We start from the raw sequence: 19,782 nt of genomic DNA, 5'->3' as shown, positions 1-19,782 counted from the left end.
CCGAGCAAAGCGACGCCGGGATTAGGCTCCAGCGCTGCCCCGGAGTCGGTGCTGGCGCACCTCGTCCGGGCTACGGTGAGCGGGGTTTAAGCTAAGGTGCCCACCACATTCAAATTGGGAGCGGTAGCCCGGCCGAGCAAAGCGACGCCGGGATTAGGCTCCAGCGCTGCCCCGGAGTCGGTGCTTGCGCACCTCGTCCGGGCTACGGTGAGCGGGGTTTAAGCTAACGTGCTCACTGCATTCAAATCGGGAGCGGTAGCCCGGCCGAGCAAAGCGACGCCGGGATTAGGCTCCAGCGCTGCCCCGGAGTCGGTGCTGGCGCACCTCGTCCGGGCTACGGTGAGCGGGGTTTAAGCTAACGTGCCTACCACATTCAAATCGGCGTCGTCCGGGACTTCATTGTAAGACAGCACGTGCAGGCCGCTGGCAAACAGTCGCCCGTAGCGCGAAATGACCGGGCGCAGCTGTGGCGTTACCAATAGCAGCGGCGGCAGACTCTTCGCTTTCATCTGCTCGTAAATCATCGGCATCGTATTTTGTAGCTGGGTCAGAATATTCGGGTCAACCGGGAAGCTATCCAGCGCCACTTTACCGGCCTGCTGCGCCTGGTTGAGCGCGCCAAGCAACATATTTTCCAGTTCATTATCAATGGTATAAGCCGCAAGCTGCGGACGATCGCCGTTGATGTTGTGCACAATGGCGCGGCGCAGCGCGTAGCGCACGTCAGCCGTCAACAGTACCGGATCTTTGGTGACCGCCGAGCTTTCCAGCAGCGTGGACGCAATCGTCACAATATCCTTCAATGACACCTGCTCAAGCAGCAGCTGGCGATAAATACGCAATAGCTGGCTGTAGTTGAGCGCGGCGTTTAAATCTTCCGCCAGCTTCGGCGCCTGCAGCGCCAGACGCGCATGCAGGTGCGTGATATCGTCGTAGTTAAACAGCTCCGGTAGATGTTCGCGGGCGACCTTATTGACGTGCGTTGCCACCACGCTTGCGCAGTCCACCACCTGATAGCCGAGATTCAGCGCCTTCGCTTTTTGCTCCGGGTCAATCCACACAATCGCCATGCCGTAAGCCGGGTCGGTATCCAGCACGCCATCGATTTCACCGTACAGCTCGGTGCCGGGGATCGCCATCAGCTTCTCGGCGTTCACTTCACCTAACGCAGTACGAATGCCGTTGATATGAATCGCATATTGCGCAGGCTTCAGGCGGAAGTTTTCGCGAATACGGATCTCTGGCAACAGCACGCCGCACAGTTCTGAAATCACCTGCCGCACCCCGCGCACGCGCAGGGATAGCGGGCTGCCTTTCGCTTCATCGACCATCGTCACCAGCTTATAGCCGAGGTTCAGACCAATCGGTTCGACCAGCGGAATGCTGTCCCAGGTGATGGCGGGCGTCGCGTCCGGGGCCAGCGCCTCGCTTATCGCCTCCATGTCGGTTTCTTGTGGCGCTGGCTGTACGGCCTTGCTTTGTCGCCAGGCCGCAAACACCAGCAGAGCGGTAAAGCTCAGGAAGGCGATGTGCGGCATTCCCGGCACGATCGCGAGCACGAACATAACGAAGGCGGCGGTATAGAGAATTTTCGGCTTAGAGAGCAGCTGAGTTTTAATCTCGTCGCTGACGTCATTACCTTCGCTGACGCGGGTGACGATAATCGCCGCGGCGGTGGCCAGCAGCAGGGATGGGATCTGTGCGACCAGACCATCACCGATGGTCAGCAGTACGTACTGACGGAAAGCATGACCGGCATCGAGATCGTACTTAAAGATACCGATACAGATACCGCCTATCACGTTGATGATAAGCACCATGATCCCGGCGACGGCATCACCACGGACAAACTTCGAGGCACCGTCCATTGAGCCGTAGAAATCGGCCTCTTTAGCCACTTCCTGGCGACGCGCTCGCGCCTGCTGTTGGTTAATGAGCCCGGCGTTAAGATCGGCATCGATAGCCATCTGTTTACCCGGCAGGGCATCCAGCGTAAAGCGTGCGGAGACTTCAGAAATACGTTCCGCACCCTTGGTGACCACGACAAAGTTGATGATCATCAAGATGATGAACACTACGAAGCCAACCACAAAGTCGCCGCCAATCACCACCTGGCCGAAGGCTTCAATCACCTTACCGGCAGCGCCTTCGCCTTCATGCCCTTTCAACAACACCACGCGCGTGGAAGCGACGTTTAGCGTCAAGCGCATCAGCGTGGTTATCAACAGCAGCGTCGGGAAGATGGCAAAGTCCAGCGGACGCTGCATATTGACCGCCACCAACAGCACGATAACCGCCAGCACGATGTTGAATGTAAACAGAATATCCAGCATCAGCGGCGACAGCGGCAGAATAACCATCGCCAGCACGCAAAGAAGCAGGATAGGTACAGCAATCTGCCCCTTGCGGAGCACGCTGAGCGCGTTGCGCATCTTACTGTTCGCCATTGGCTTTTAATACCTCTTGAGGAATGTCTATGTGCCTGTTCAGGCGGGGTTTTTGCTCTGCGCGACCTTCGCGCCAGGATTTCAGTTGCATCACGTAAGTCAGCACGTGTGCGATGGCGCGAAACAGCTGCGCCGGAATTTGTTGGTTAACGCGGGTGGTGTAATACACCGCGCGCGCCAGCGGCGGAAACTCCACCACTTCAACGTTATGGCTGGCACCCACCTCACGGATCCACAGCGCCACATCATCAATCCCCTTGGCGACGATATAGGGCGCTTCCGCCTTGTGCGGGTCGTACTTCAGCGCCACGGCGTAGTGGGTGGGGTTAGTGATAATCACGTCGGCGTCCGGTACGGTGCGCGAGATTTGCCCCATCGCCATCTGGCGTTGCAGCTGGCGGATGCGGCCTTTAATCTGCGGATTACCGTCATTATTTTTATGTTCTTCCTTCACCTCTTGCTTGGTCATACGCATTTTTTTGGTGAACATAAATTTGCTCAGCGGCACATCTAATAGGGCGAAAATGACGATAACGGCGACAAAATAGCTGATAACGTGATGGAAAATGGCAAAACCGTGACCGATTGCCTGATAGAGATATAGGCGCTGAAGATGCAGCAGGTTGTCCATCTGGTCATGCACCATCGTGTAGATAACGGCGAGGATCGTCGCACATTTCAACATCATCTTGCCGACTTCGGTGTAATGGCTGGCGGAGAACATTCGCTTTACGCCGCTAATCGGGCTGAGCTTTTTAAAGTCTGGTTTTAGCTTGTTAGGGGTAAAAATCCAGCCGCCGGGCACCAGGCTTGCCACAATACAGGCGACGGGAATCGGCACCAGCGTGGCGATAAAACGCAGCAACACCCACAGATTGAGGCGTAAAAACTGGTTCAGCACGTTGGGATTATCCAGCTCGTGCGCCAGCGTCCCTGCGGCCCGGAATGACTCGCCGATCAGCTGTTGGTAATAGGGCAGGAAGGTGGCGAGAGTGACGAACGACACCACCAGGCCGACCGCCATGGTTAAATCTTTTGAGCGGGGAATATCCCCCTTCTCACGCGCTTTGCGGAGTTTCCCGGATGTGGGTTTTTCGCTTTTATCGCCGCTGCCGGACATTACTGCACCCTCACGGCATCAAGCTTAGCCAGAATTTCATTGGTTAAATGGAGATAGTGTTCCGGGATGTTGGTGACCAGCATCGAAATACACAGCAGGCCAAACAGCATGCTGATGGGGAAACCCAGCGAGAACAGATTCAGCGTTGGCGACACGCGGTTAAGCAGCCCGAAACCACCTTGCACAATCAGCATCACAAAGGTGGTGGGGAGAGCAATCAGCGTGGCGGAGGCCATAATCCAGCCGAGCCCCTGAATAATTAATAATAATGTCGGCTGATTAATCGCCTGACCGATGGGCCAGTAGCTAAAGCCTTTAAGCAGGATGGTCACCAGCAACAGGTGTCCGTCCATAATGAAAAACAGCAAGGCGCAGAAGACGTAAATAATCTGCGAAATCACGGTGGTGGAGCTGCCGTTGACCGGATCGTTCATCATCGCCATCCCCAGCCCCATATTCATCGACAGAATATTTCCCGCCGTTTGCAGCGCGATAAACACCAGCTGGAGCGCGGTGGCAAACAAAAATCCCCACAGCAGTTGTTCACCAATCAGCAAAATGGCGCGCAGGGAGAAAAGCTCGGTCAGCACCACGTTGTTAGGCAAAAGGGGAGTAATAATGATCGATAACGCAATGGCGAAGCCGATTTTGATACGCCGTGAAAAGACGCGGTTATCCAGCACCGGCACAAATTGCAGAAATGCCAGGATGCGAAAGAAGGGCAGCACCAGGGCCAGAATGGGCGTCCAAAGCGCCTGAATATCAATTCCCATAGGGTTTAACCGACCAGCGCCGCCGCCTGATGAAAAATCTGCACCGTAAAGTCGACCAGCTGCGTCAGCATCCACTTCCCGGCAAAAATCAGTACCCCAAGCGTAACCACCAGCCGCGGCAGGAAGCTCAGCGTCTGTTCGTTAATCTGCGTTGTCGCCTGGAAAATACTGACGCACAGGCCGACCAGTAGGCTGGGAATAATCGCGACGGCAGAGATGATAAGCACCAGGTGAATACCCGATGCCATGATGTCACCGGCGGTGTCCATATTCATCATCGCTAGAGTCCTTGTACGCTGGCGGTAAGCGTGCCGACAATCAGCGTCCAGCCGTCGCACAGTACGAACAGCATCAGCTTAAACGGCAGCGAGACAATCAGCGGTGACAACATCATCATCCCCATTGCCATCAGGATACTGGCGACAATCAGGTCGATAACCAGAAACGGAATGTAAATCATAAAGCCAATCTGGAAGGCGGTTTTCAACTCGCTGAGCAGATAGGCGGGGGTAACAATCGTCATATCCTGTTCGCGAGCGTCGCCTTCAATGCCGGCGATACTCATAATCTGCGCCATCGCTTTATTGTTGGTCTGTGCCAGCATGTACTTCTTCAGCGGCGCTTCGGCTTTCACCAGCGCCTGCTTGAGGGTTATCTGGTCGTTCTGGAACGGCTCTACCGCATCGGTGTAAATCGTCGTCCACACCGGGCGCATCACCAGCAGCGTAAGCGCCAGCGCAATCCCGGTCAGGATTTTGTTGGGCGGGCTTTGTTGCAGGCCCAGCGCCTGACGCAAGATCGCCAGCACAATAATAAAGCGGGTGAAACAGGTCATCATCAGCATCATCACCGGCAGCAGGCCGAGCAGCGTCATCAGGATCAGGATTTCAATTTTGACGTTGTAATCCTGACCGGCTGCGGTTGCCGTGGTGCTAAAGAGCGTGATATCGCCGTTTGCCGCCAGCACAGGCTGGGCAAATAACAGGCCGATGAGCAGCAACAGCGAGAAACCGCTGCGGTAGAACGTGCGGTTCATCGGGTCAGCTCGCCCAGTTCTTTGGCGTTGAACTCAATAATGCGCAGGCCGTACTTGTCGTTTAAGACAACCACTTCCGCTTTACCAAACGCAATGCCGTTCACTTTAATATCCAGCGGTTCGCCGGCCATTTTATCCAGCTCAATCACGGAATCGCTGTTCACCGTCATCAGTTCCGCCAGCGAAATATTCACGGAGGAGACTTCCAGCGTCAGGGTGACAGGGATACGGCTAAATAGGGCCATGCGACGAACGTCGGTTAACGGCGCGTTACGCATTTCTGGCTGCAAATCGAGGCGAATATTGCCCTCAACGGTTTCGTCCTGGGTCATATCGCTGAGGTTCAGGTCGTCCAGATCCAGGGACTGGCTCAGCTCATGTTGCAAATCACTCATATTGCTTCTCGGTTGTCTTGTCATGGATATCGCACAAGAAAAGCTTGCTGCGATCTTCGGCGATAGCGGCTTCAAAAATCTGTTCTTTACCGATAAATACCGGCAAAGGTTCATTTATTGCGATAGGGATAATGTCCCCGGGTTTGATGTCAGCAATCTGCGCGACGGTCAGATTCAGGCTCGCCAGGCGGCCGGTGAGCGTCAACGGCAGGCTGTCGAACAGGCGTTCGATTTGCCCGGTGCTGAGGGTTGTGCTCTTTTCGATGTCGCGCTCGAGGGCATCCGGCGTGCGTAAGGTTGCCAGCATCTGGTCAACATGGTGGTTGTCGAGCAGGATGGTGAAGCTGCCGTTGCTGTATCCTTCAAGCGTGAAGGTAATGCACCATGCCCACTGACTGATGACCGTGGAATAATCAACTTTAATATCCAGGTCTTCACCAAAAGTCTCTTTACAGATAGCCAGGGAAGTGAGCTCCTGGCCCAACTTACTTTTCAGGCGTTCTTCGGTTTTGGTGATCGGTAATGATTCGTCAGGCTCAATCTGGCTACTGTCTTTGCTCAGACCATAATAATCATGAAGAATATTTAACAATAATATTCTATCGATAACAAAAGCGATATTCCCATAAGGCGTTGAGAATATTTGAGCATTCTTATAATTCTGATCTATAGCAAAGCTCATAGATTCTAACGCGGCGTTAACACGTAGCTTCTTCAGAAAGTAAATGCTCAGACGTGCATCAAGGATGTCAAAGTTGTCGTTCATTAACTTAGGCAGTTTATGCCATGGACGACCGAGTTTGCTGACATCAAGTTTAACCAGATCAGGAAGATTATCCTGATGATGGATTCTGATTCTCTGTGAAGCAGGGTACATGATTATTCCGGTTTGCTATAAATACCTGATGAGGCTATTGCCTGTGCTTTTGCTAACGGGCAATGGACACGAAATTATTTTCTGGTTGCATTTGAGTTTTGAGTAAGTTGTGACGCTCTACTTCAACATCGAAGATTCTTCGTCGGTGGAAAACTCAAATACCTTTTTATTCAGAGTGTGGATTAGACCGTTATACCATGTTTATTGCAATAGACATTCGGTTATTAATCCATTATTTTTCCGCTGGATCATAGATTAATACCTCTCGTAACATATTGATTTTTTTGAATTAATGTTTTAATACGCATTAAAAATGGGACAATTCTTAGCCGCTGGGTATACTAGGCAACGTATTTTCACGGAAGGATATTTTCCCCGTGTAGATATCGCAGTATTAAATCTTTATTAGCGTTATAAATGTGCTTTAAACTCTCCATGTAGCAATGTGGGTTTATCGGGCCGCTAATAAAGATTTAACCTATTCTTCTATTTGTTCTTTTTTACTGGTACTCCAAAATGAGCATTATCATTGAACGTGAAGACTGTACTGGAAATAGTTTCGTGGCTGTTTCCCCTGCCAGCGTGGGCGTAATCTCATTAGCTCGTCGCGTTGCGAAATATAATGTTTCCGTATTGGTTACTGGCGAGACAGGAACAGGCAAGGAATGCGTTGCTAAATATATTCATGAACACGCTTGTGGCAGTGACGCTCCGTATGTCGGAGTGAACTGTGCGGCTATTCCAGAAAGCATGCTGGAAGCCGTTTTATTCGGATATGAAAAAGGTGCATTCACCGGTGCGGTAGCCAGCGTGGCCGGTAAGTTTGAACAGGCAAACGGCGGAACGCTGCTGCTGGATGAAATTGGTGATATGCCGCTTTCATTACAGGCGAAGTTATTACGCGTGTTGCAGGAGCAGGAAGTCGAACGTTTGGGAAGCCATAAACGTATTCCCCTCGATATTCGTCTGGTGGCTTCTACCAATAAAGACTTACAGGTAGAGATTGCTGAAGGTCGTTTCCGCCAGGATCTATTTTACCGTATTTCGGTGGTGCCTATTCACATTACCCCACTGCGTGAACGCAAGCAGGATATCTTGCCGCTGGTCCAGCGCTTTATCGCCAAATACCGCGCTTTCCATAAAGGTGATGTTCGTTTAAGCGACGACGCGCGAAACGCGCTGCTCGGCTATGACTGGCCGGGCAATGTGCGTGAACTGGAGAACGTTATCCAGCGCGGCATGATCCTTGGCAACGGTGACGAAATTAAAGCCGCAGACTTTGGTCTGGTGCCGCGCGTCCCGCTTCCTGAATCACCGGGCGTGGGCGTGATGCCTGCCTATCGGGAACAGGATGCGAGCAGCTCGGCGATTCGTGACGTCAAACTGCACGGACGTCTGGCGGAATATCAGTACATCATCGATCTGCTTAAACGCCATCAAGGCAACAAATCGAAAACGGCGGAGTTCCTGGGCATTACGCCAAGAGCACTGCGCTACCGCCTTGCGTCAATGCGTGACGAAGGCATTGATATTGAATGTTATTCCTGAGGCCAGGAAGGAAAAAATCATGGAAAAAATAGCTGCCGCAGGTATTAACACCGCGCAACAGGCGCTGCTCAGCCGGATGGAGCAGACAGCCATGCTGGCTTCTGCAGGGTCGATTAACGCTGCAACGGAGATTGCTCCAGCAAACGGTGCCTTTACCCGCACGGCGCCGGTCTCTTTTTCCAGCGTACTGAATAACGCCATCAACAACGTTGATGCGTTACAGCACAGCGCAGGGGCAAAACAGACCGCCATAGATATGGGTCAGAGCGACGATTTAGCCGGCGCAATGATTGAGAGTCAGAAAGCCAGTGTGGCCTTCTCGGCGATGATGCAGGTGCGCAATAAGCTCAATAGCGCGCTGGACGAAGTGATGAATATTTCGCTGTAAGGTCTGTACCGTGTTAAACAAAATCAAAGATCGTCTTCCTGCCCTCCCTGTTCCTGCTGGCGCGATGAATCCTAAGCTGCTGATGATTGTCGGCGGCGTGGTGCTCGCGCTGGCTATTGTGGCATCGCTTTGGAAAAGCAATCAGGGCTACGTGGCGCTATACGGCGCGCAGGAAAGTATCCCTGTCTCCCAGGTCGTTGAAGTCTTGGGGGCGGAGAATATCGCCTACCGTATCAATCCTGATAATGGTCAGGTGCTGGTCACCGAAAATACCCTCTCTCGAGCGCGTATGGCGCTGGCGGCGAAAGGCATTAGCGCCGCCATGCCGGATGGCTACGAGCTCATGGATAAAGAAGAGATGCTCGGCAGCAGCCAGTTTATTCAGAACGTGCGTTATAAGCGCAGTCTGGAAGGCGAGCTGGCGAAGAGCATTATGGCGCTAAACCCGGTCGAGCACGCTCGTGTGCACCTGGGGCTTAGCGAATCCAGCTCCTTTGTCCTGACCAATAAGCCTAACAGCAGCGCCTCTGTGGTGGTGCAACTGCGCTCCGGCAAGCAATTAGATGAGCAGCAAGTTGCCTCCATTGTGCAGCTGGTTTCCGGTTCTGTACCGGGTATGACGCCGGCGAGCGTGCGCGTGGTCGATCAGATGGGGAACTTACTGTCTGACGGCGTGGCGGGCCCGGACGGCACCATGGCGAGTAAACGCATGGGCGACGATGTGGTGCAGCGTATCCGCGAAGACACCAGCAAAAATATCGCCAGCCTGCTGACCTCACTGGTAGGGGCCGGTAATTACCGTATTAGCGTGGCGCCGACCGTTGATTTAAGCCGTGTGGAAGAGACTCAGGAACGCCTGGGGAAAGATCCGCGCGTCAGCGATGAGCAGCTTAGCCAGGAAAATACCACCAATGAAATGGCCTTTGGTATTCCGGGCTCTCTGAGTAACCGCCCGGTCAATCAGAATCCGCAGGCGGCGGCCGCACAGGCAGCAGGTGCCGATCCGGCGGCTGCGGCGGCAAACACAGCGACCACCAATACCAGCGATCCGCGTTCTTTGATGAATCGCACTCAGGAACAGCGCAAATACGCGTTCGACCGCGATATCCGCCACATCCGTCACCCTGGCTACAAGCTGGAGAAGATGAGCGTGGCCGTGGCGCTGAACCAGACGGCACCGGCTTTAGCCAATATTACGCCAACGCAGCTGACCTCAATTACGCGTCTGGTGGAGAGCGCCGCCGGAATCGATAAACAGCGTGGCGATGCGCTGACGCTTGATGTGCTGGCCTTCACGGTGCCGGTGGCGGATAGCGTGCTGAATGAAAAATGGTGGAAAGACCCGGATATGCAGTACTGGGGGCAAAGCGGCGGTATTGGCCTGCTGGCATTGCTGACCCTGCTGTTTGGCGTGCGTCCGTTAGCGCAACGCATTGGCCGTCGTGAACGCATTGTTAAGGATGCAGACCAGCGTGACCAGAATCTGCTGTCCGATGACACCACGGTGATGGAGGACGAACTGTCCAGCCTGCCGAAAGTTGGCTTTAACAATAATGATGAGCTGCTGCCGCCGCAAAGTTCCGGTCTGGAAACCAAAGTGGAGTACCTCCAGATTCTGGCCCAGAGCGAAACCGAACGCGTCGCAGATGTTCTGAAACAATGGATCAACAGCAATGACCGAAGCAACAGCAAACAGGACTAATAATGCCAGCAGCAGCCGTAGCCGCCTGGAGCAGGCGGCGATCCTGCTGCTAAGCGTGGGTGAGGAGGCGGCCGCACAGGTCATGCAAAAACTCAACCGCGAAGAGGTGGTGCTACTGAGCGAAACCATGGCGCGTTTGCATGACGTGAAGGTGAATCAAGCGCGTCAGGCGATGAACAACTTTTTCTCTGACTACAGCGAACAAAGTGGCATCAACGGCGCATCGCGTTCGTACCTGCGAAGCATTCTGGAAAAAGCGCTCGGCAGTGAAATTGCGCGTAGCGTGATTAATGGCATCTACGGCGATGAAATTCGTTACCGCATGGCGCGCCTTCAGTGGGTAGATACGCCGCAGCTGGCGGCATTGATTGAGCAAGAACACCTGCAATTGCAGGCGGTGTTCCTTGCCTTCCTGCCGCCGGATATCGCCGCCAGCGTGCTGAGCGTGCTGCCGCGCGAGCGCCAGGATGAAATCATCTACCGCATTGCCCGTCTGGACGACATCAACCGTGATGTGATTGACGAGTTGGATCGCCTGATTGACCGCGGAATTGCCGTGCTCTCCGAACACGGTTCGAAGGTGGTGGGCATCAAGCACGCCGCCAATATCGTTAACCGTATTCCTAGCAACCAGCAGGAGCTGCTGGATCAGCTGCGTGAACGTGATGAGAGCGTGGTGGATGATCTGCAGGACGAAATGTACGAATTCTTTATCCTCAGTCGCCAGACGCCGATGACGTTGCAGCGCCTGATGGATGAAGTGCCGATCGACGAGTGGGCCGTGGCGCTGAAAGGCACCGAGCCGGTCTTGCGTCAGGCAATTTTCAACGTGATGCCAAAGCGCCAGGTGACCTTGCTGCAAAGCACAACCAGCCGCCTGGGGCCGGTTCCCGTCAGCCGCATTGAGCAGGTGCGTAAAGAGATTATGCAGACCCTGCGCCAACTGGTTGATGAAGGTGAAATTCAGGTGCAGCTGTTCGCAGAGCAGACGGTGGAATAACCATGTTTAAGAAACGGAGCTTTCCGCTGGATGCGCTGACCTCTCGCCGTCAGGCGGTGGTCAAACCGCGGTTGCATCAATTCCCGTCGTTACGCAAGCGTAGGGCGACCTCTCATGTTCAGGCCGACGATGACGCCGTGGCGACTGCCGATCCTGCGGCCTATCAGCAGCAACTGGAGGAAGGCTTTCGCGAAGGCGTGAACCAGGGCTTTGCCCAGGGGATGAGCGAAGGGAAGGAAGAAGGCTACCAGGAAGGCGTACGTCTTGGCTTTGATGAAGGCATGCGTAAGGGGCTTGCGGAAGGTAAACAGCAGGCGCGCCAGCAGTTCCTCGAAGCTGCCGCCCCGTTTGAGCGCGTGACCGCCGATGTGCAGAGCTTCCTTGAAAGCTATGAACAGCGCCGCCGGGAAGAGCTGATGCAATTGGTGGAAAAAGTGACCCGCCAGGTGATCCGTTGCGAACTGGCGCTGCATCCGACCCAGCTTCTGGCGCTGGTGGATGAAGCGTTGACCAGTTTGCCGCAGCCGCCGGAGCAGATCCGCGTACTGCTGAATGCTGAAGAATACCGACGTATCAATGAAGCCGAGCCGGAGAAAGCCCGTGAATGGGGTCTGGCTGCCGACCCGGCGCTGGAGCCGGGCGAGTGCCGTGTGGTGACGGATACCACGGAAATGGACGTGGGTTGCCAGCATCGCCTCGACCAGTGCGTTGCCGTATTAAAAGATAATCTGCTGCCGGAAGCGGTCCATGAGCAACCTTGATTTCGAACAGGCGCTGCGCTCGATTGAGCATATCGATCTCGCCCGCGTGGCCGGGCGTCTGGTGCGCGTCAACGGTATCCTGCTGGAGTGCGTGGGTTGCCGTCTGGCGATAGGCCAGATGTGTCACGTCGAGAGTATTGACCAGGAGATGATAGAAGCACAGGTAGTGGGCTTTGACCGTGAAGTGACCTACCTGATGCCGTTCAAGCAGCCGTCAGGTCTGATTGCGGGCGCGCGCGTCTTTCCCGCGGCCAAAAGTGAAGGCGTAATGATTGGCGATCGCTGGCTGGGGCGCGTCGTGAACGGCCTCGGCGAGCCGCTGGATAACAAAGGCAAACTGGGCGGTGAAACGCTATTGCCCCAGCAATTGCCGCAGGTTCATCCGCTCAAACGCCAGCCGGTGGAAGCCCCGCTGGATGTGGGCGTGCGTGCGATTAACGGCCTGCTCACCATCGGCAAAGGCCAGCGCGTGGGGCTGATGGCGGGCAGCGGCGTGGGTAAAAGCGTGCTGCTTGGCATGATCACCCGCTACACCCAGGCTGAAGTGGTGGTAGTAGGGCTTATCGGTGAACGTGGCCGCGAAGTTAAAGAATTTATCGACAATTCGCTACAGGCCGAGGGGCTGGCAAAATCGGTGATTGTGGCGGCACCGGCGGACGAATCGCCGCTGATGCGTATTAAGGCCACTGAGCTTTGCCACACCATTGCCAGCTACTACCGCGATAAAGGCAAAGATGTGCTGCTGCTGGTCGATTCGCTGACCCGTTATGCCATGGCGCAGCGTGAAATTGCGCTGTCGCTGGGTGAACCGCCCGCCACCAAAGGCTATCCGCCTTCGGCGTTCAGCATGATCCCCCGTCTGGTGGAGAGCGCGGGCAACAGCGAAAGCACAGGATCGATGACCGCCATTTATACCGTACTGGCGGAAGGTGACGATCAGCAGGATCCGATCGTTGACTGCGCGCGTGCGGTGCTCGACGGCCATATCGTTCTGTCACGCCATCTGGCGGAGTCAGGACATTATCCGGCCATTGATATTGGCCAGTCTATCAGCCGTTGTATGAGCCAGGTGACCGATCGCGAACATCAGCTTGCCGCGCGAACGCTTAAACAGCTTTATGCCGAATACCAAAGCATTAAACCGTTGATCCCGCTGGGAGGGTACGTTGCCGGGGCCGATCCGCTGGCCGATAGAGCCGTGCGCCTTTCTCCTGCCATCACGCAGTTCTTACAGCAGGAAGTGCGCGATGCAGCCCTCATGGACGCGACCGTCACCGACCTATGCACACTGGCGAAAGCAGGGTAATACGCGATGAGTAAATTGATATCGACACTGGAGCAGCTTCATCTGCTACGCCACCGCGCGGTGGATGATTTAAGCCTCAAGCTGGCGACGCAAAAGCAGGTTTGTCAGCGTTTTGAGAAAAATATTGATGCGCTAACGTCGCTGGCCACCGGGCTTGTGACGCAAAGCGCCAATAGCGCGGCGATGATGATTAACCAGTCGAAATATAAACACAATATTCAGCGTGTTATCGATTGGCAGAAGCAAGAGCAAGCGCTGGCGCATCTCGAAGCGCAAAAGATTCAGGGCAACCTGCTGGCCGAGTCCCGGCGGGAAAAAAGCCTTGAGCTGGTGCTTGAGGCCAAACGCAGCGACCGCCGGATGGAAATGAACCGCCGCGAGCAAAAAATGACTGACTCTATCTCCGCCCAATGCTGGCTGCGCCAACAGCAGGCCGCAGCCCGCCAACGATAAAGATGATGACGACTGCCAAACCTACTTTAATGTCGGCGCTGCTAGCACGCCAGCAGCGCACGCAACCGCAGCCCACGCCGTTTGTGAGCGTGGTCTGCCCAACCTATAACCGTCGCGAGTTTCTGCCGTATCTGCTCTATATCTGGCAGTATCAGGACTACCCGGCGGATAAGCGCGAACTGATCATTCTCGACGATTCGCCGACCAGTAACGCCGATCTTATTGCGATGATGAGCGACCCTTCACAGCCGAATGTGCGCTATGTCCACAGCCCCGAACGGCTGACGCTGGGTAATAAACGTAATCGTCTCAACGATCTTGCGACCGGGGAGTACATCATCTGCTTTGACGATGATGACTATTATGCGCCGGACAAAATTTCCCACCAGGTGGCGCAGATGCAGGCAAATAACGCCCTGTTCTCCGGCAGTGACCAGATCTACATCTGGTATAGCCATCTGGATAAAATCTACCTGACCCACTCGTTCGGACAGCGCCATGCGCTGAACGGCACCTTCGGCTATCACCGTAACATGTTGAAAAAACATCGTTATGACGATGAGGCGATGAAAGCGGAAGAGGGCGGATTCCTCAATAATTTCACCACGCCGGTTCAGCAGATTGCGCCGAAAAAGGCGATTTTGTGCATTTCGCACAGCAGTAATACCTACGACAAAGACTTTATCCTCGACAGCTCGACGCCGGTCGATTTAACGCTGGAGGACTTTGTCAGCGATGCCAATTTACTGGCGCACTATCGCCGTTTAAGCACCGCGCCGATGAACACCCAGGTGAACTGGACGGCATTTGAAAAAATAGTCGTGCTGTATGACCCGCAGCAGGAAGCTGGACTGCCCGCGTACTGCGAGTCGCTGCTGGCGCTGGGCGTACAGGCAGGACAAATCTTGCCGGTTGCTAAAGCCTCGGCCGAGTCTGCTATCGCCGCCGAGCGTTTAACGCATTATCAGGTGATTAAACAAGCGAAGCAGCAGGCGTGGCAAAACGTGGTGCTGCTCGATGCCCAGCTGCAATTTGTCAGAAAAGAGAATGCCGTTAATAACATCAACAAGCTGCTAAACGGCCTGAATCAGGTGGACTGGCAGATGTTGTTGCTGGGCGGTCGCTACGAAAACTTTACGCCAACCCGATCTTTACAAGGGGTTGCGCGAATCTATAACGCCGGGTGCGCATGCGCCTATGCGGTGAATGCGGGCTATTACGAGGTGCTGCTGGATGCCTATCAACAGGCCATCGAGCAGGACGTGAGCCTCGACCGCTGTTGGACGGCGTTGATGAGCAAGAACGCGATGTGGCTAGGCTTTAGTCCAAGCTTCGCCTTCTTACAGCACTATCCGCACCCGAAAACCGGCGAGCTGATTGACTGCACGCATTGGTTCTTCCGTAAACACCGTGAACCCGAGACTGCTAAAGAGACCCAACATGGAACTGATTGAACATTACCAACCTGAATTCGTCTCGCGTTTCGATGCGCGCGAGACGCCGTGTGCCTGTCCGGCCTGTCAGAGCAGCGACGAAAGCTGGCCGCACATCAGCATGAAGCTAAAAAGCCAGCAGCGTGAAAGCCTGGACATTGGCTGCGAAACGGCGGCAAAAGAGATGTTGTTCAACCCGGAAGCCTTTGTGCTGCATACCGAAAAAGCGGCAGCGCAGAGCGATGAGCCGCTTTCGGCGTGGAATGAGATGCTTAATCAGCAGTGCATCAACCTGGCGGTGCATCCGGCGCTGACGCTTGACGTGAGCCTCTATGCTATCGGGGTGTTATTGAGTAAGGCACAGCAGCATCGCGATAACGGCGAGAACGATCCGGTCCTGCTCTCCAGCATGGGCGAGCAGCTGGCACAGCTTGCGGAACAAGGCGTATTGGCCCAACAGTTTGCCATGCTGCCGCCGATTGTCGAGAACCGTATTGCCGCGCTCAAAGAGATGGGGGCGATGCGCCTCAATCTGAACCTGCCGATGGTTGAGAAAATGGGGATGGCGCTGAAGCTCAGCGAACTGTCGATTATGCAGGCCGCCCGTCTGGCAGAACGTCAGCAGCAGCTGGAATCTGCGTGGAATGACATTGCGCTGTTTGATGAACAGCCGCATGCCCTGCGCAACATCCTGATTTATCAGCTCTACAGTGATGTTTTCCCCGGCGTAAACGTCAGCAACTACGGTGAAGCATTCCTCGGTCTGGCGCGCCAGTTCTTCCATACCAAAATGCTGTGTGCGATTCGTCGCGAGCAGGCGACCTTAACCCAGGATGACGTGGCGATGCTGATTAGCGCGCTACGCGGCTGGCAGCAGCAGAACCCGTTCGCCGCTGAGGCGGGGAATACGGCGGATTACAGTTTGCTGTGCGGGTTGTCGCTGTTGTAAGGCAATGGAGAGGGTGGCCCGCGGTGCTAGAAAAATGAGAGTAGCAGAATGAAAAACATAATTACTTTTGGCACATTTGATGTTTTTCATGTCGGCCATTTAAACATTTTGCGGCGGGCTAAAACGCTCGGCGATCGTCTGATCGTCGGCGTTTCATCCGACTCCCTGAATTACAGAAAGAAATACCGTTACCCGATTTATGCTGAGCAGGATAGGTTAGACATCATCAAGGGCATCCGTTACGTGGATGAAGTGTTCCTTGAAGAATCGCTGGAACTTAAGGCTGATTATATTAAAAAATATTCTGCCAGTGTCTTAGTGATGGGGGATGACTGGAAGGGCAAATTTGATGATTTGTCCTCGCTGGTGGAGGTGGTTTATCTCGAGCGTACTCCTTCTGTTTCAACCACTTCAGTGATTGAGGTGATTAAGACGGTTTAGATTCCCGTATGGACTCGAGCCAGTCAAAACCAGGCTTCAGCAACAGAAGTGCTGAGAGCCGGTGTTGTGCGCATACAATACGTTTATTTAACCGCAAAGGTTTTATACTGTACCGGGCAAAGAAAACGCTCCTCACCATGTTCCTGAATATCAACTGTCTCGAACTTACTTAGCAGCACACGTAATCCATGTATTGAAAAACGCCAGCAGTCCGGCAAGGGACCATGGATACGAAAGTTAAAAGGCGTCGTCATGACAAGCACGCCTCCTTTTTTTAATATGCGGTAAACTTCGTTAGCCGCATCAAAAGGATTTAAAGTGTGTTCAAGGACTTCCGTCATAATGACTACATCGAATGTTTCATCTGGAATCAAAGTTTGATTACAGTGAGTAATATCGGCGATGTAATCAGCATTAGAGTCAGGGTCAATATCTAAGGTTTCAATGTTTGACTGATGATAAAACGCGCGGGCCCCAGCCCAATCCTGAGGGGCAATGTCTAATACTCTGATGTTCTTACCGTCATAACGCTCAGCGGACAGGGAAATATGTTCTGTAACGCCTTGACGGATGATATCAAGATTGGCTTGATCAATAGGGTGTACGGTTTTCATTAAATATTACCTTTAAACTAAATGGCGTTATCATTAGCATCAAATTATTCAGCAGAATGAGTGGGGCATCATGCCTCAATGAAGTCGAATATTTTTTGTTGCTGAGAATTATAGCTATTTACATGTGAGAAATAATTCCAGCCAGCTTGTGCATGGTGCAGTAATTTTTCTCTGTCTAGATACATTGTACGGATGAAATTAACGGCATCGTATGTATTTTTAATATCAAATATATATAAGGCATCTGCCGGAATTGCCATGGCGCTATTAAGACTGTGGGGATCGGTTGTCATCAGGACAGCACCGCCAAGTACGGCCTCAATACCTAACGGCCATCCGTTGAATGCTAATCCAGTGTCGAGGCTAATCATAATATCTACATTTTCATAGTAGAATTTATTCAGTTCTGACATTGGCATAATCGGATGGGTTGTAATGTTATCATCAGGTGTAATATTACCAATGGCACAAAACTTCACGTTATCATCGGCAAAGTTTTCACGGTAAGTTTTGGCAATCAGCTTATAAATATCGGCACCTTTTTCAGCGGCATGACCCATGCTGGCAAACGCCACGGTGATCTCTTTTTTACTTCTTTTTGGCGTCCACTGCACATCGCTGTGGGTAAAGAATGTTCCGCCTAAACACTCGATGAAATTTGAATGCCCCAGTGATTCAAGTACTTTTGTTGTAATAATATTGGTGGAAATAACTTTTGTAGCTGGATGGATCTGTTTCGCCGATTCTACGCTAGTAAAACCTCCGCCAGGATACAGATGGATGGCTTGCTTTTGCGGGGGGAAGGTTGCACAGGTATTAAAGCGAATATAGCTCATCAAAAAGATATGATATACGTAGTCATATTTGCCTAAGTCAAATGTCTCTTCGGTCGTAACAATATAGCTTGCATTGAAACAACCATTCCATTTAGTACCGTCAATTTTCTTGTTATATTTATTGAGGTGGTTGTATTTTGGATCGAAGATAATAATGTTATAGTCTTCGAAACCTTGCTGATGACTCATTTCTTCAAAGTCTGCGCCGAATTTTATTCCCGCGAAGCTATCTACCTTAAAAACAATAATATCAGCTTTTTTTTGTATAAATGAGGTGGTTTCACATATTCTCCATTGAGAGTATTTTGTAGGGAAAAGGATATCAACAAGTAGTATTTTCTTATCTTTCATAACAAATTTCTCATATTGCATTGATGCTAAATGCAATATTTTAACTGGCTCCAATGGGTGATAATTTATTATAGCACCTTCGTTAAGATGTTATACGACACAAAAGCGGTTAAAATTAAATGCAATCTATTTTTATTGACGATTATTTTTTTTGCCTGATGGGTATTGGAACTTCCCCCCTGATTGTGGAAGGCTTTCTTCCTGTTGAGTTGGTTTTTTGTTTAACTCATTGAATTTACTTGCAATATTTTGTGGCATATTTATTGCATATGGATATTTTTAAATGAAAATACAATTTCAACATGAAGCCATTAGTTACTATCATTATACCAAGTTATAATCACAAAAATTTTATTGAGAAAGCGCTGGATAGCGTATTTGCACAAAGCTATAAAAATATTGAAGTTATTGTCATTGATGACTGCTCAACCGATGGGTCGCAAGATTTAATAAAAACCATTCAGAAAAAAAATCCATTTAAATTTATTGCTCGTACTTCCAATTACTACAGCGCCAATCCCAAGAAAGGTGACAAACCTATTATAGAAGCAATGAATATCGCTAATGGTAAGTATATTGCTATTGTTGACTCAGATGATTATATATTACCTGGTAAAATTTCCACGCAGGTAGCGCTACTAGAGAAATATCCTGAGGCGTCTTTATGTTATGGTGGTATCCAGGTCCTTACTGAGGATAATAATCGCTATAAATATATTGAGAACTTTGCCAATGGCAATCACTTTGATTATTTACTGGTAAATGGAAATCCACTTTTATATATAGGTTGTTTGATTCGCACTTCCGCATTCAATTCTATTGAGCGCTCACATCCCGATCTTCAACAAGAAGATTGGGATATGTTTTTGAAATTGGCAAAATGTGGCCCATTTGTTTCGGATAAGGAGACAGTTGCTTGTTACCGTCGTCATGGCAATAACTCCTGGTTCAGAAGCGATCGAGAGCAATTGATGTATTTAAATCGTATGCTTATTCTTGATACCTGGCAGCATGAGTCATCCTGGCCTGAAGCAATGGATATCCGTTGGCAACAATATCTGAATAAACAATATTTTAATTCTCAAGAGTTAGATTTATTACTCTTAAAAAGACCGTATGATGCTTTATTACATTTCTTAAAGTTTAGGGCGTTATCTGTAGAAGACAGTATTGAACTGGCTCAAATGCATTTATCTATGGCTATCTTAAATTGTGATGCTCGCCTGAAAGTATTACCAGAGCTGTATAAAATAAAATTAGCCGTTACAGAATCAGATGAAGAGAAAATAAACATTATAAAAGAAATGAAAAACAGAATCATTTCTACCAACTAGCGTTATCTATTTTAATTA

20 protein-coding genes are annotated in these 19,782 nt (G+C 51.7%); 11 read left to right on the top strand and 9 right to left on the bottom strand.

Features of this window, described 5'->3' with window-relative positions:
• Window positions 1–350 precede the first annotated feature (350 nt).
• The 7 genes from ACIPDS_RS15165 to ACIPDS_RS15135 are packed head-to-tail and all read right to left on the bottom strand — an operon-like array spanning window position 351 to window position 6,648.
• Window positions 351–2,447: a flagellar biosynthesis protein FlhA gene (locus ACIPDS_RS15165; protein WP_166515175.1), complete on the bottom strand. Its 2,097-nt coding sequence runs from the start codon at window positions 2,445–2,447 to the stop codon at window positions 351–353.
• Window positions 2,434–3,567 carry a flagellar biosynthesis protein FlhB gene (flhB, locus tag ACIPDS_RS15160; protein WP_400737367.1) on the bottom strand — a complete coding sequence of 378 codons (1,134 nt, stop codon included), beginning with the start codon at window positions 3,565–3,567 and terminating at the stop codon, window positions 2,434–2,436. Before flhB ends, ACIPDS_RS15165 begins: the two co-directional genes overlap by 14 nt.
• The gene (gene fliR / locus ACIPDS_RS15155) at window positions 3,567–4,340 is read right to left on the bottom strand and encodes a flagellar biosynthetic protein FliR (RefSeq protein WP_400737365.1); all 774 of its coding nucleotides are present in this window, start codon (window positions 4,338–4,340) and stop codon (window positions 3,567–3,569) included. The genes flhB and fliR overlap by 1 nt, the downstream gene beginning before the upstream one ends.
• Window positions 4,341–4,345: 5 nt before the next feature.
• Entirely contained in the window at window positions 4,346–4,618 is a 273-nt protein-coding gene (gene fliQ / locus ACIPDS_RS15150; RefSeq protein WP_166515178.1) for a flagellar biosynthesis protein FliQ, read from the bottom strand.
• 2 nt (window positions 4,619–4,620) lie between these two features.
• On the bottom strand, window positions 4,621–5,376 hold the full coding sequence (gene fliP / locus ACIPDS_RS15145) for a flagellar type III secretion system pore protein FliP (RefSeq protein ID WP_400737363.1): 756 nt from the start codon (window positions 5,374–5,376) through the stop codon (window positions 4,621–4,623).
• The gene (fliN, locus tag ACIPDS_RS15140) at window positions 5,373–5,771 is read right to left on the bottom strand and encodes a flagellar motor switch protein FliN (protein ID WP_166515180.1); all 399 of its coding nucleotides are present in this window, start codon (window positions 5,769–5,771) and stop codon (window positions 5,373–5,375) included. Before fliN ends, fliP begins: the two co-directional genes overlap by 4 nt.
• Complete coding sequence (locus tag ACIPDS_RS15135) at window positions 5,764–6,648, bottom strand: flagellar motor switch protein FliM (protein ID WP_166515181.1); 885 nt, start codon at window positions 6,646–6,648, stop codon at window positions 5,764–5,766. Before ACIPDS_RS15135 ends, fliN begins: the two co-directional genes overlap by 8 nt.
• A gap of 516 nt (window positions 6,649–7,164) precedes the next feature.
• On the opposite strand from ACIPDS_RS15135, the gene ACIPDS_RS15130 reads away from it, so the two are divergent.
• The 10 genes from ACIPDS_RS15130 to ACIPDS_RS15085 are packed head-to-tail and all read left to right on the top strand — an operon-like array spanning window position 7,165 to window position 16,629.
• Window positions 7,165–8,196: a sigma-54 dependent transcriptional regulator gene (locus ACIPDS_RS15130; protein WP_166515182.1), complete on the top strand. Its 1,032-nt coding sequence runs from the start codon at window positions 7,165–7,167 to the stop codon at window positions 8,194–8,196.
• Between the two features lie 19 nt (window positions 8,197–8,215).
• Window positions 8,216–8,584: a flagellar hook-basal body complex protein FliE gene (gene fliE / locus ACIPDS_RS15125; protein ID WP_166515183.1), complete on the top strand. Its 369-nt coding sequence runs from the start codon at window positions 8,216–8,218 to the stop codon at window positions 8,582–8,584.
• Between the two features lie 10 nt (window positions 8,585–8,594).
• The gene (gene fliF, locus ACIPDS_RS15120; RefSeq protein ID WP_400737357.1) at window positions 8,595–10,286 is read left to right on the top strand and encodes a flagellar basal-body MS-ring/collar protein FliF; all 1,692 of its coding nucleotides are present in this window, start codon (window positions 8,595–8,597) and stop codon (window positions 10,284–10,286) included.
• On the top strand, window positions 10,258–11,286 hold the full coding sequence (locus ACIPDS_RS15115; RefSeq protein WP_166515185.1) for a flagellar motor switch protein FliG: 1,029 nt from the start codon (window positions 10,258–10,260) through the stop codon (window positions 11,284–11,286). The genes fliF and ACIPDS_RS15115 overlap by 29 nt, the downstream gene beginning before the upstream one ends.
• Window positions 11,287–11,288: 2 nt before the next feature.
• A complete protein-coding gene (fliH, locus tag ACIPDS_RS15110) occupies window positions 11,289–12,047 on the top strand; it encodes a flagellar assembly protein FliH (RefSeq protein ID WP_400737353.1) in 759 nt (252 codons plus the stop codon).
• Entirely contained in the window at window positions 12,034–13,353 is a 1,320-nt protein-coding gene (gene fliI / locus ACIPDS_RS15105) for a flagellar protein export ATPase FliI (protein ID WP_400737350.1), read from the top strand. Before fliH ends, fliI begins: the two co-directional genes overlap by 14 nt.
• Before the next feature lie 6 nt (window positions 13,354–13,359).
• Complete coding sequence (gene fliJ / locus ACIPDS_RS15100; RefSeq protein WP_166515188.1) at window positions 13,360–13,806, top strand: flagellar export protein FliJ; 447 nt, start codon at window positions 13,360–13,362, stop codon at window positions 13,804–13,806.
• Between the two features lie 2 nt (window positions 13,807–13,808).
• A complete protein-coding gene (locus ACIPDS_RS15095) occupies window positions 13,809–15,260 on the top strand; it encodes a glycosyltransferase family 2 protein (RefSeq protein WP_400737346.1) in 1,452 nt (483 codons plus the stop codon).
• Window positions 15,247–16,188 carry a hypothetical protein gene (locus ACIPDS_RS15090; protein WP_400737343.1) on the top strand — a complete coding sequence of 314 codons (942 nt, stop codon included), beginning with the start codon at window positions 15,247–15,249 and terminating at the stop codon, window positions 16,186–16,188. Before ACIPDS_RS15095 ends, ACIPDS_RS15090 begins: the two co-directional genes overlap by 14 nt.
• Window positions 16,189–16,236: 48 nt before the next feature.
• Entirely contained in the window at window positions 16,237–16,629 is a 393-nt protein-coding gene (locus ACIPDS_RS15085) for an adenylyltransferase/cytidyltransferase family protein (protein WP_400737340.1), read from the top strand.
• An 83-nt stretch (window positions 16,630–16,712) separates the two neighbouring features.
• Here the strand turns inward: ACIPDS_RS15085 and ACIPDS_RS15080 are convergent, their stop codons facing one another.
• Window positions 16,713–17,243: a class I SAM-dependent methyltransferase gene (locus tag ACIPDS_RS15080; RefSeq protein WP_400737337.1), complete on the bottom strand. Its 531-nt coding sequence runs from the start codon at window positions 17,241–17,243 to the stop codon at window positions 16,713–16,715.
• A gap of 68 nt (window positions 17,244–17,311) precedes the next feature.
• Complete coding sequence (locus tag ACIPDS_RS15075) at window positions 17,312–18,430, bottom strand: hypothetical protein (protein WP_400737334.1); 1,119 nt, start codon at window positions 18,428–18,430, stop codon at window positions 17,312–17,314.
• A 302-nt stretch (window positions 18,431–18,732) separates the two neighbouring features.
• Between ACIPDS_RS15075 and ACIPDS_RS15070 the strand changes: the two genes are divergently transcribed.
• Window positions 18,733–19,764 (top strand): glycosyltransferase family 2 protein, encoded by a 1,032-nt coding sequence (locus tag ACIPDS_RS15070; RefSeq protein WP_400737331.1) that lies wholly within the window; start codon window positions 18,733–18,735, stop codon window positions 19,762–19,764.
• Window positions 19,765–19,782: the final 18 nt, after the last annotated feature.

This window comes from Kluyvera sp. NPDC087067, from assembly GCF_044745165.1.
GTDB lineage: Bacteria > Pseudomonadota > Gammaproteobacteria > Enterobacterales > Enterobacteriaceae > Kluyvera.
This window is presented reverse-complemented; position numbering and strand designations above follow the sequence as displayed.

What these genes read in the sequence shown, in the direction of transcription:
- ACIPDS_RS15080 (WP_400737337.1), bottom strand. Translation starts at nt 17,243, where the DNA reads ATGAAAACCGTACACCCTATTGATCAAGCCAATCTTGATATCATCCGT.
- fliR (WP_400737365.1), bottom strand. Translation starts at nt 4,340, where the DNA reads ATGGGAATTGATATTCAGGCGCTTTGGACGCCCATTCTGGCCCTGGTG.
- fliE (WP_166515183.1), top strand. Translation starts at nt 8,216, where the DNA reads ATGGAAAAAATAGCTGCCGCAGGTATTAACACCGCGCAACAGGCGCTG.
- fliP (WP_400737363.1), bottom strand. Translation starts at nt 5,376, where the DNA reads ATGAACCGCACGTTCTACCGCAGCGGTTTCTCGCTGTTGCTGCTCATC.
- ACIPDS_RS15090 (WP_400737343.1), top strand. Translation starts at nt 15,247, where the DNA reads ATGGAACTGATTGAACATTACCAACCTGAATTCGTCTCGCGTTTCGAT.
- fliN (WP_166515180.1), bottom strand. Translation starts at nt 5,771, where the DNA reads ATGAGTGATTTGCAACATGAGCTGAGCCAGTCCCTGGATCTGGACGAC.
- fliH (WP_400737353.1), top strand. Translation starts at nt 11,289, where the DNA reads ATGTTTAAGAAACGGAGCTTTCCGCTGGATGCGCTGACCTCTCGCCGT.
- fliQ (WP_166515178.1), bottom strand. Translation starts at nt 4,618, where the DNA reads ATGATGAATATGGACACCGCCGGTGACATCATGGCATCGGGTATTCAC.
- ACIPDS_RS15130 (WP_166515182.1), top strand. Translation starts at nt 7,165, where the DNA reads ATGAGCATTATCATTGAACGTGAAGACTGTACTGGAAATAGTTTCGTG.
- fliJ (WP_166515188.1), top strand. Translation starts at nt 13,360, where the DNA reads ATGAGTAAATTGATATCGACACTGGAGCAGCTTCATCTGCTACGCCAC.
- ACIPDS_RS15095 (WP_400737346.1), top strand. Translation starts at nt 13,809, where the DNA reads ATGATGACGACTGCCAAACCTACTTTAATGTCGGCGCTGCTAGCACGC.
- flhB (WP_400737367.1), bottom strand. Translation starts at nt 3,567, where the DNA reads ATGTCCGGCAGCGGCGATAAAAGCGAAAAACCCACATCCGGGAAACTC.
- ACIPDS_RS15165 (WP_166515175.1), bottom strand. Translation starts at nt 2,447, where the DNA reads ATGGCGAACAGTAAGATGCGCAACGCGCTCAGCGTGCTCCGCAAGGGG.
- ACIPDS_RS15085 (WP_400737340.1), top strand. Translation starts at nt 16,237, where the DNA reads ATGAAAAACATAATTACTTTTGGCACATTTGATGTTTTTCATGTCGGC.
- fliI (WP_400737350.1), top strand. Translation starts at nt 12,034, where the DNA reads ATGAGCAACCTTGATTTCGAACAGGCGCTGCGCTCGATTGAGCATATC.
- ACIPDS_RS15070 (WP_400737331.1), top strand. Translation starts at nt 18,733, where the DNA reads ATGAAGCCATTAGTTACTATCATTATACCAAGTTATAATCACAAAAAT.
- ACIPDS_RS15075 (WP_400737334.1), bottom strand. Translation starts at nt 18,430, where the DNA reads ATGAAAGATAAGAAAATACTACTTGTTGATATCCTTTTCCCTACAAAA.
- ACIPDS_RS15135 (WP_166515181.1), bottom strand. Translation starts at nt 6,648, where the DNA reads ATGTACCCTGCTTCACAGAGAATCAGAATCCATCATCAGGATAATCTT.
- ACIPDS_RS15115 (WP_166515185.1), top strand. Translation starts at nt 10,258, where the DNA reads ATGACCGAAGCAACAGCAAACAGGACTAATAATGCCAGCAGCAGCCGT.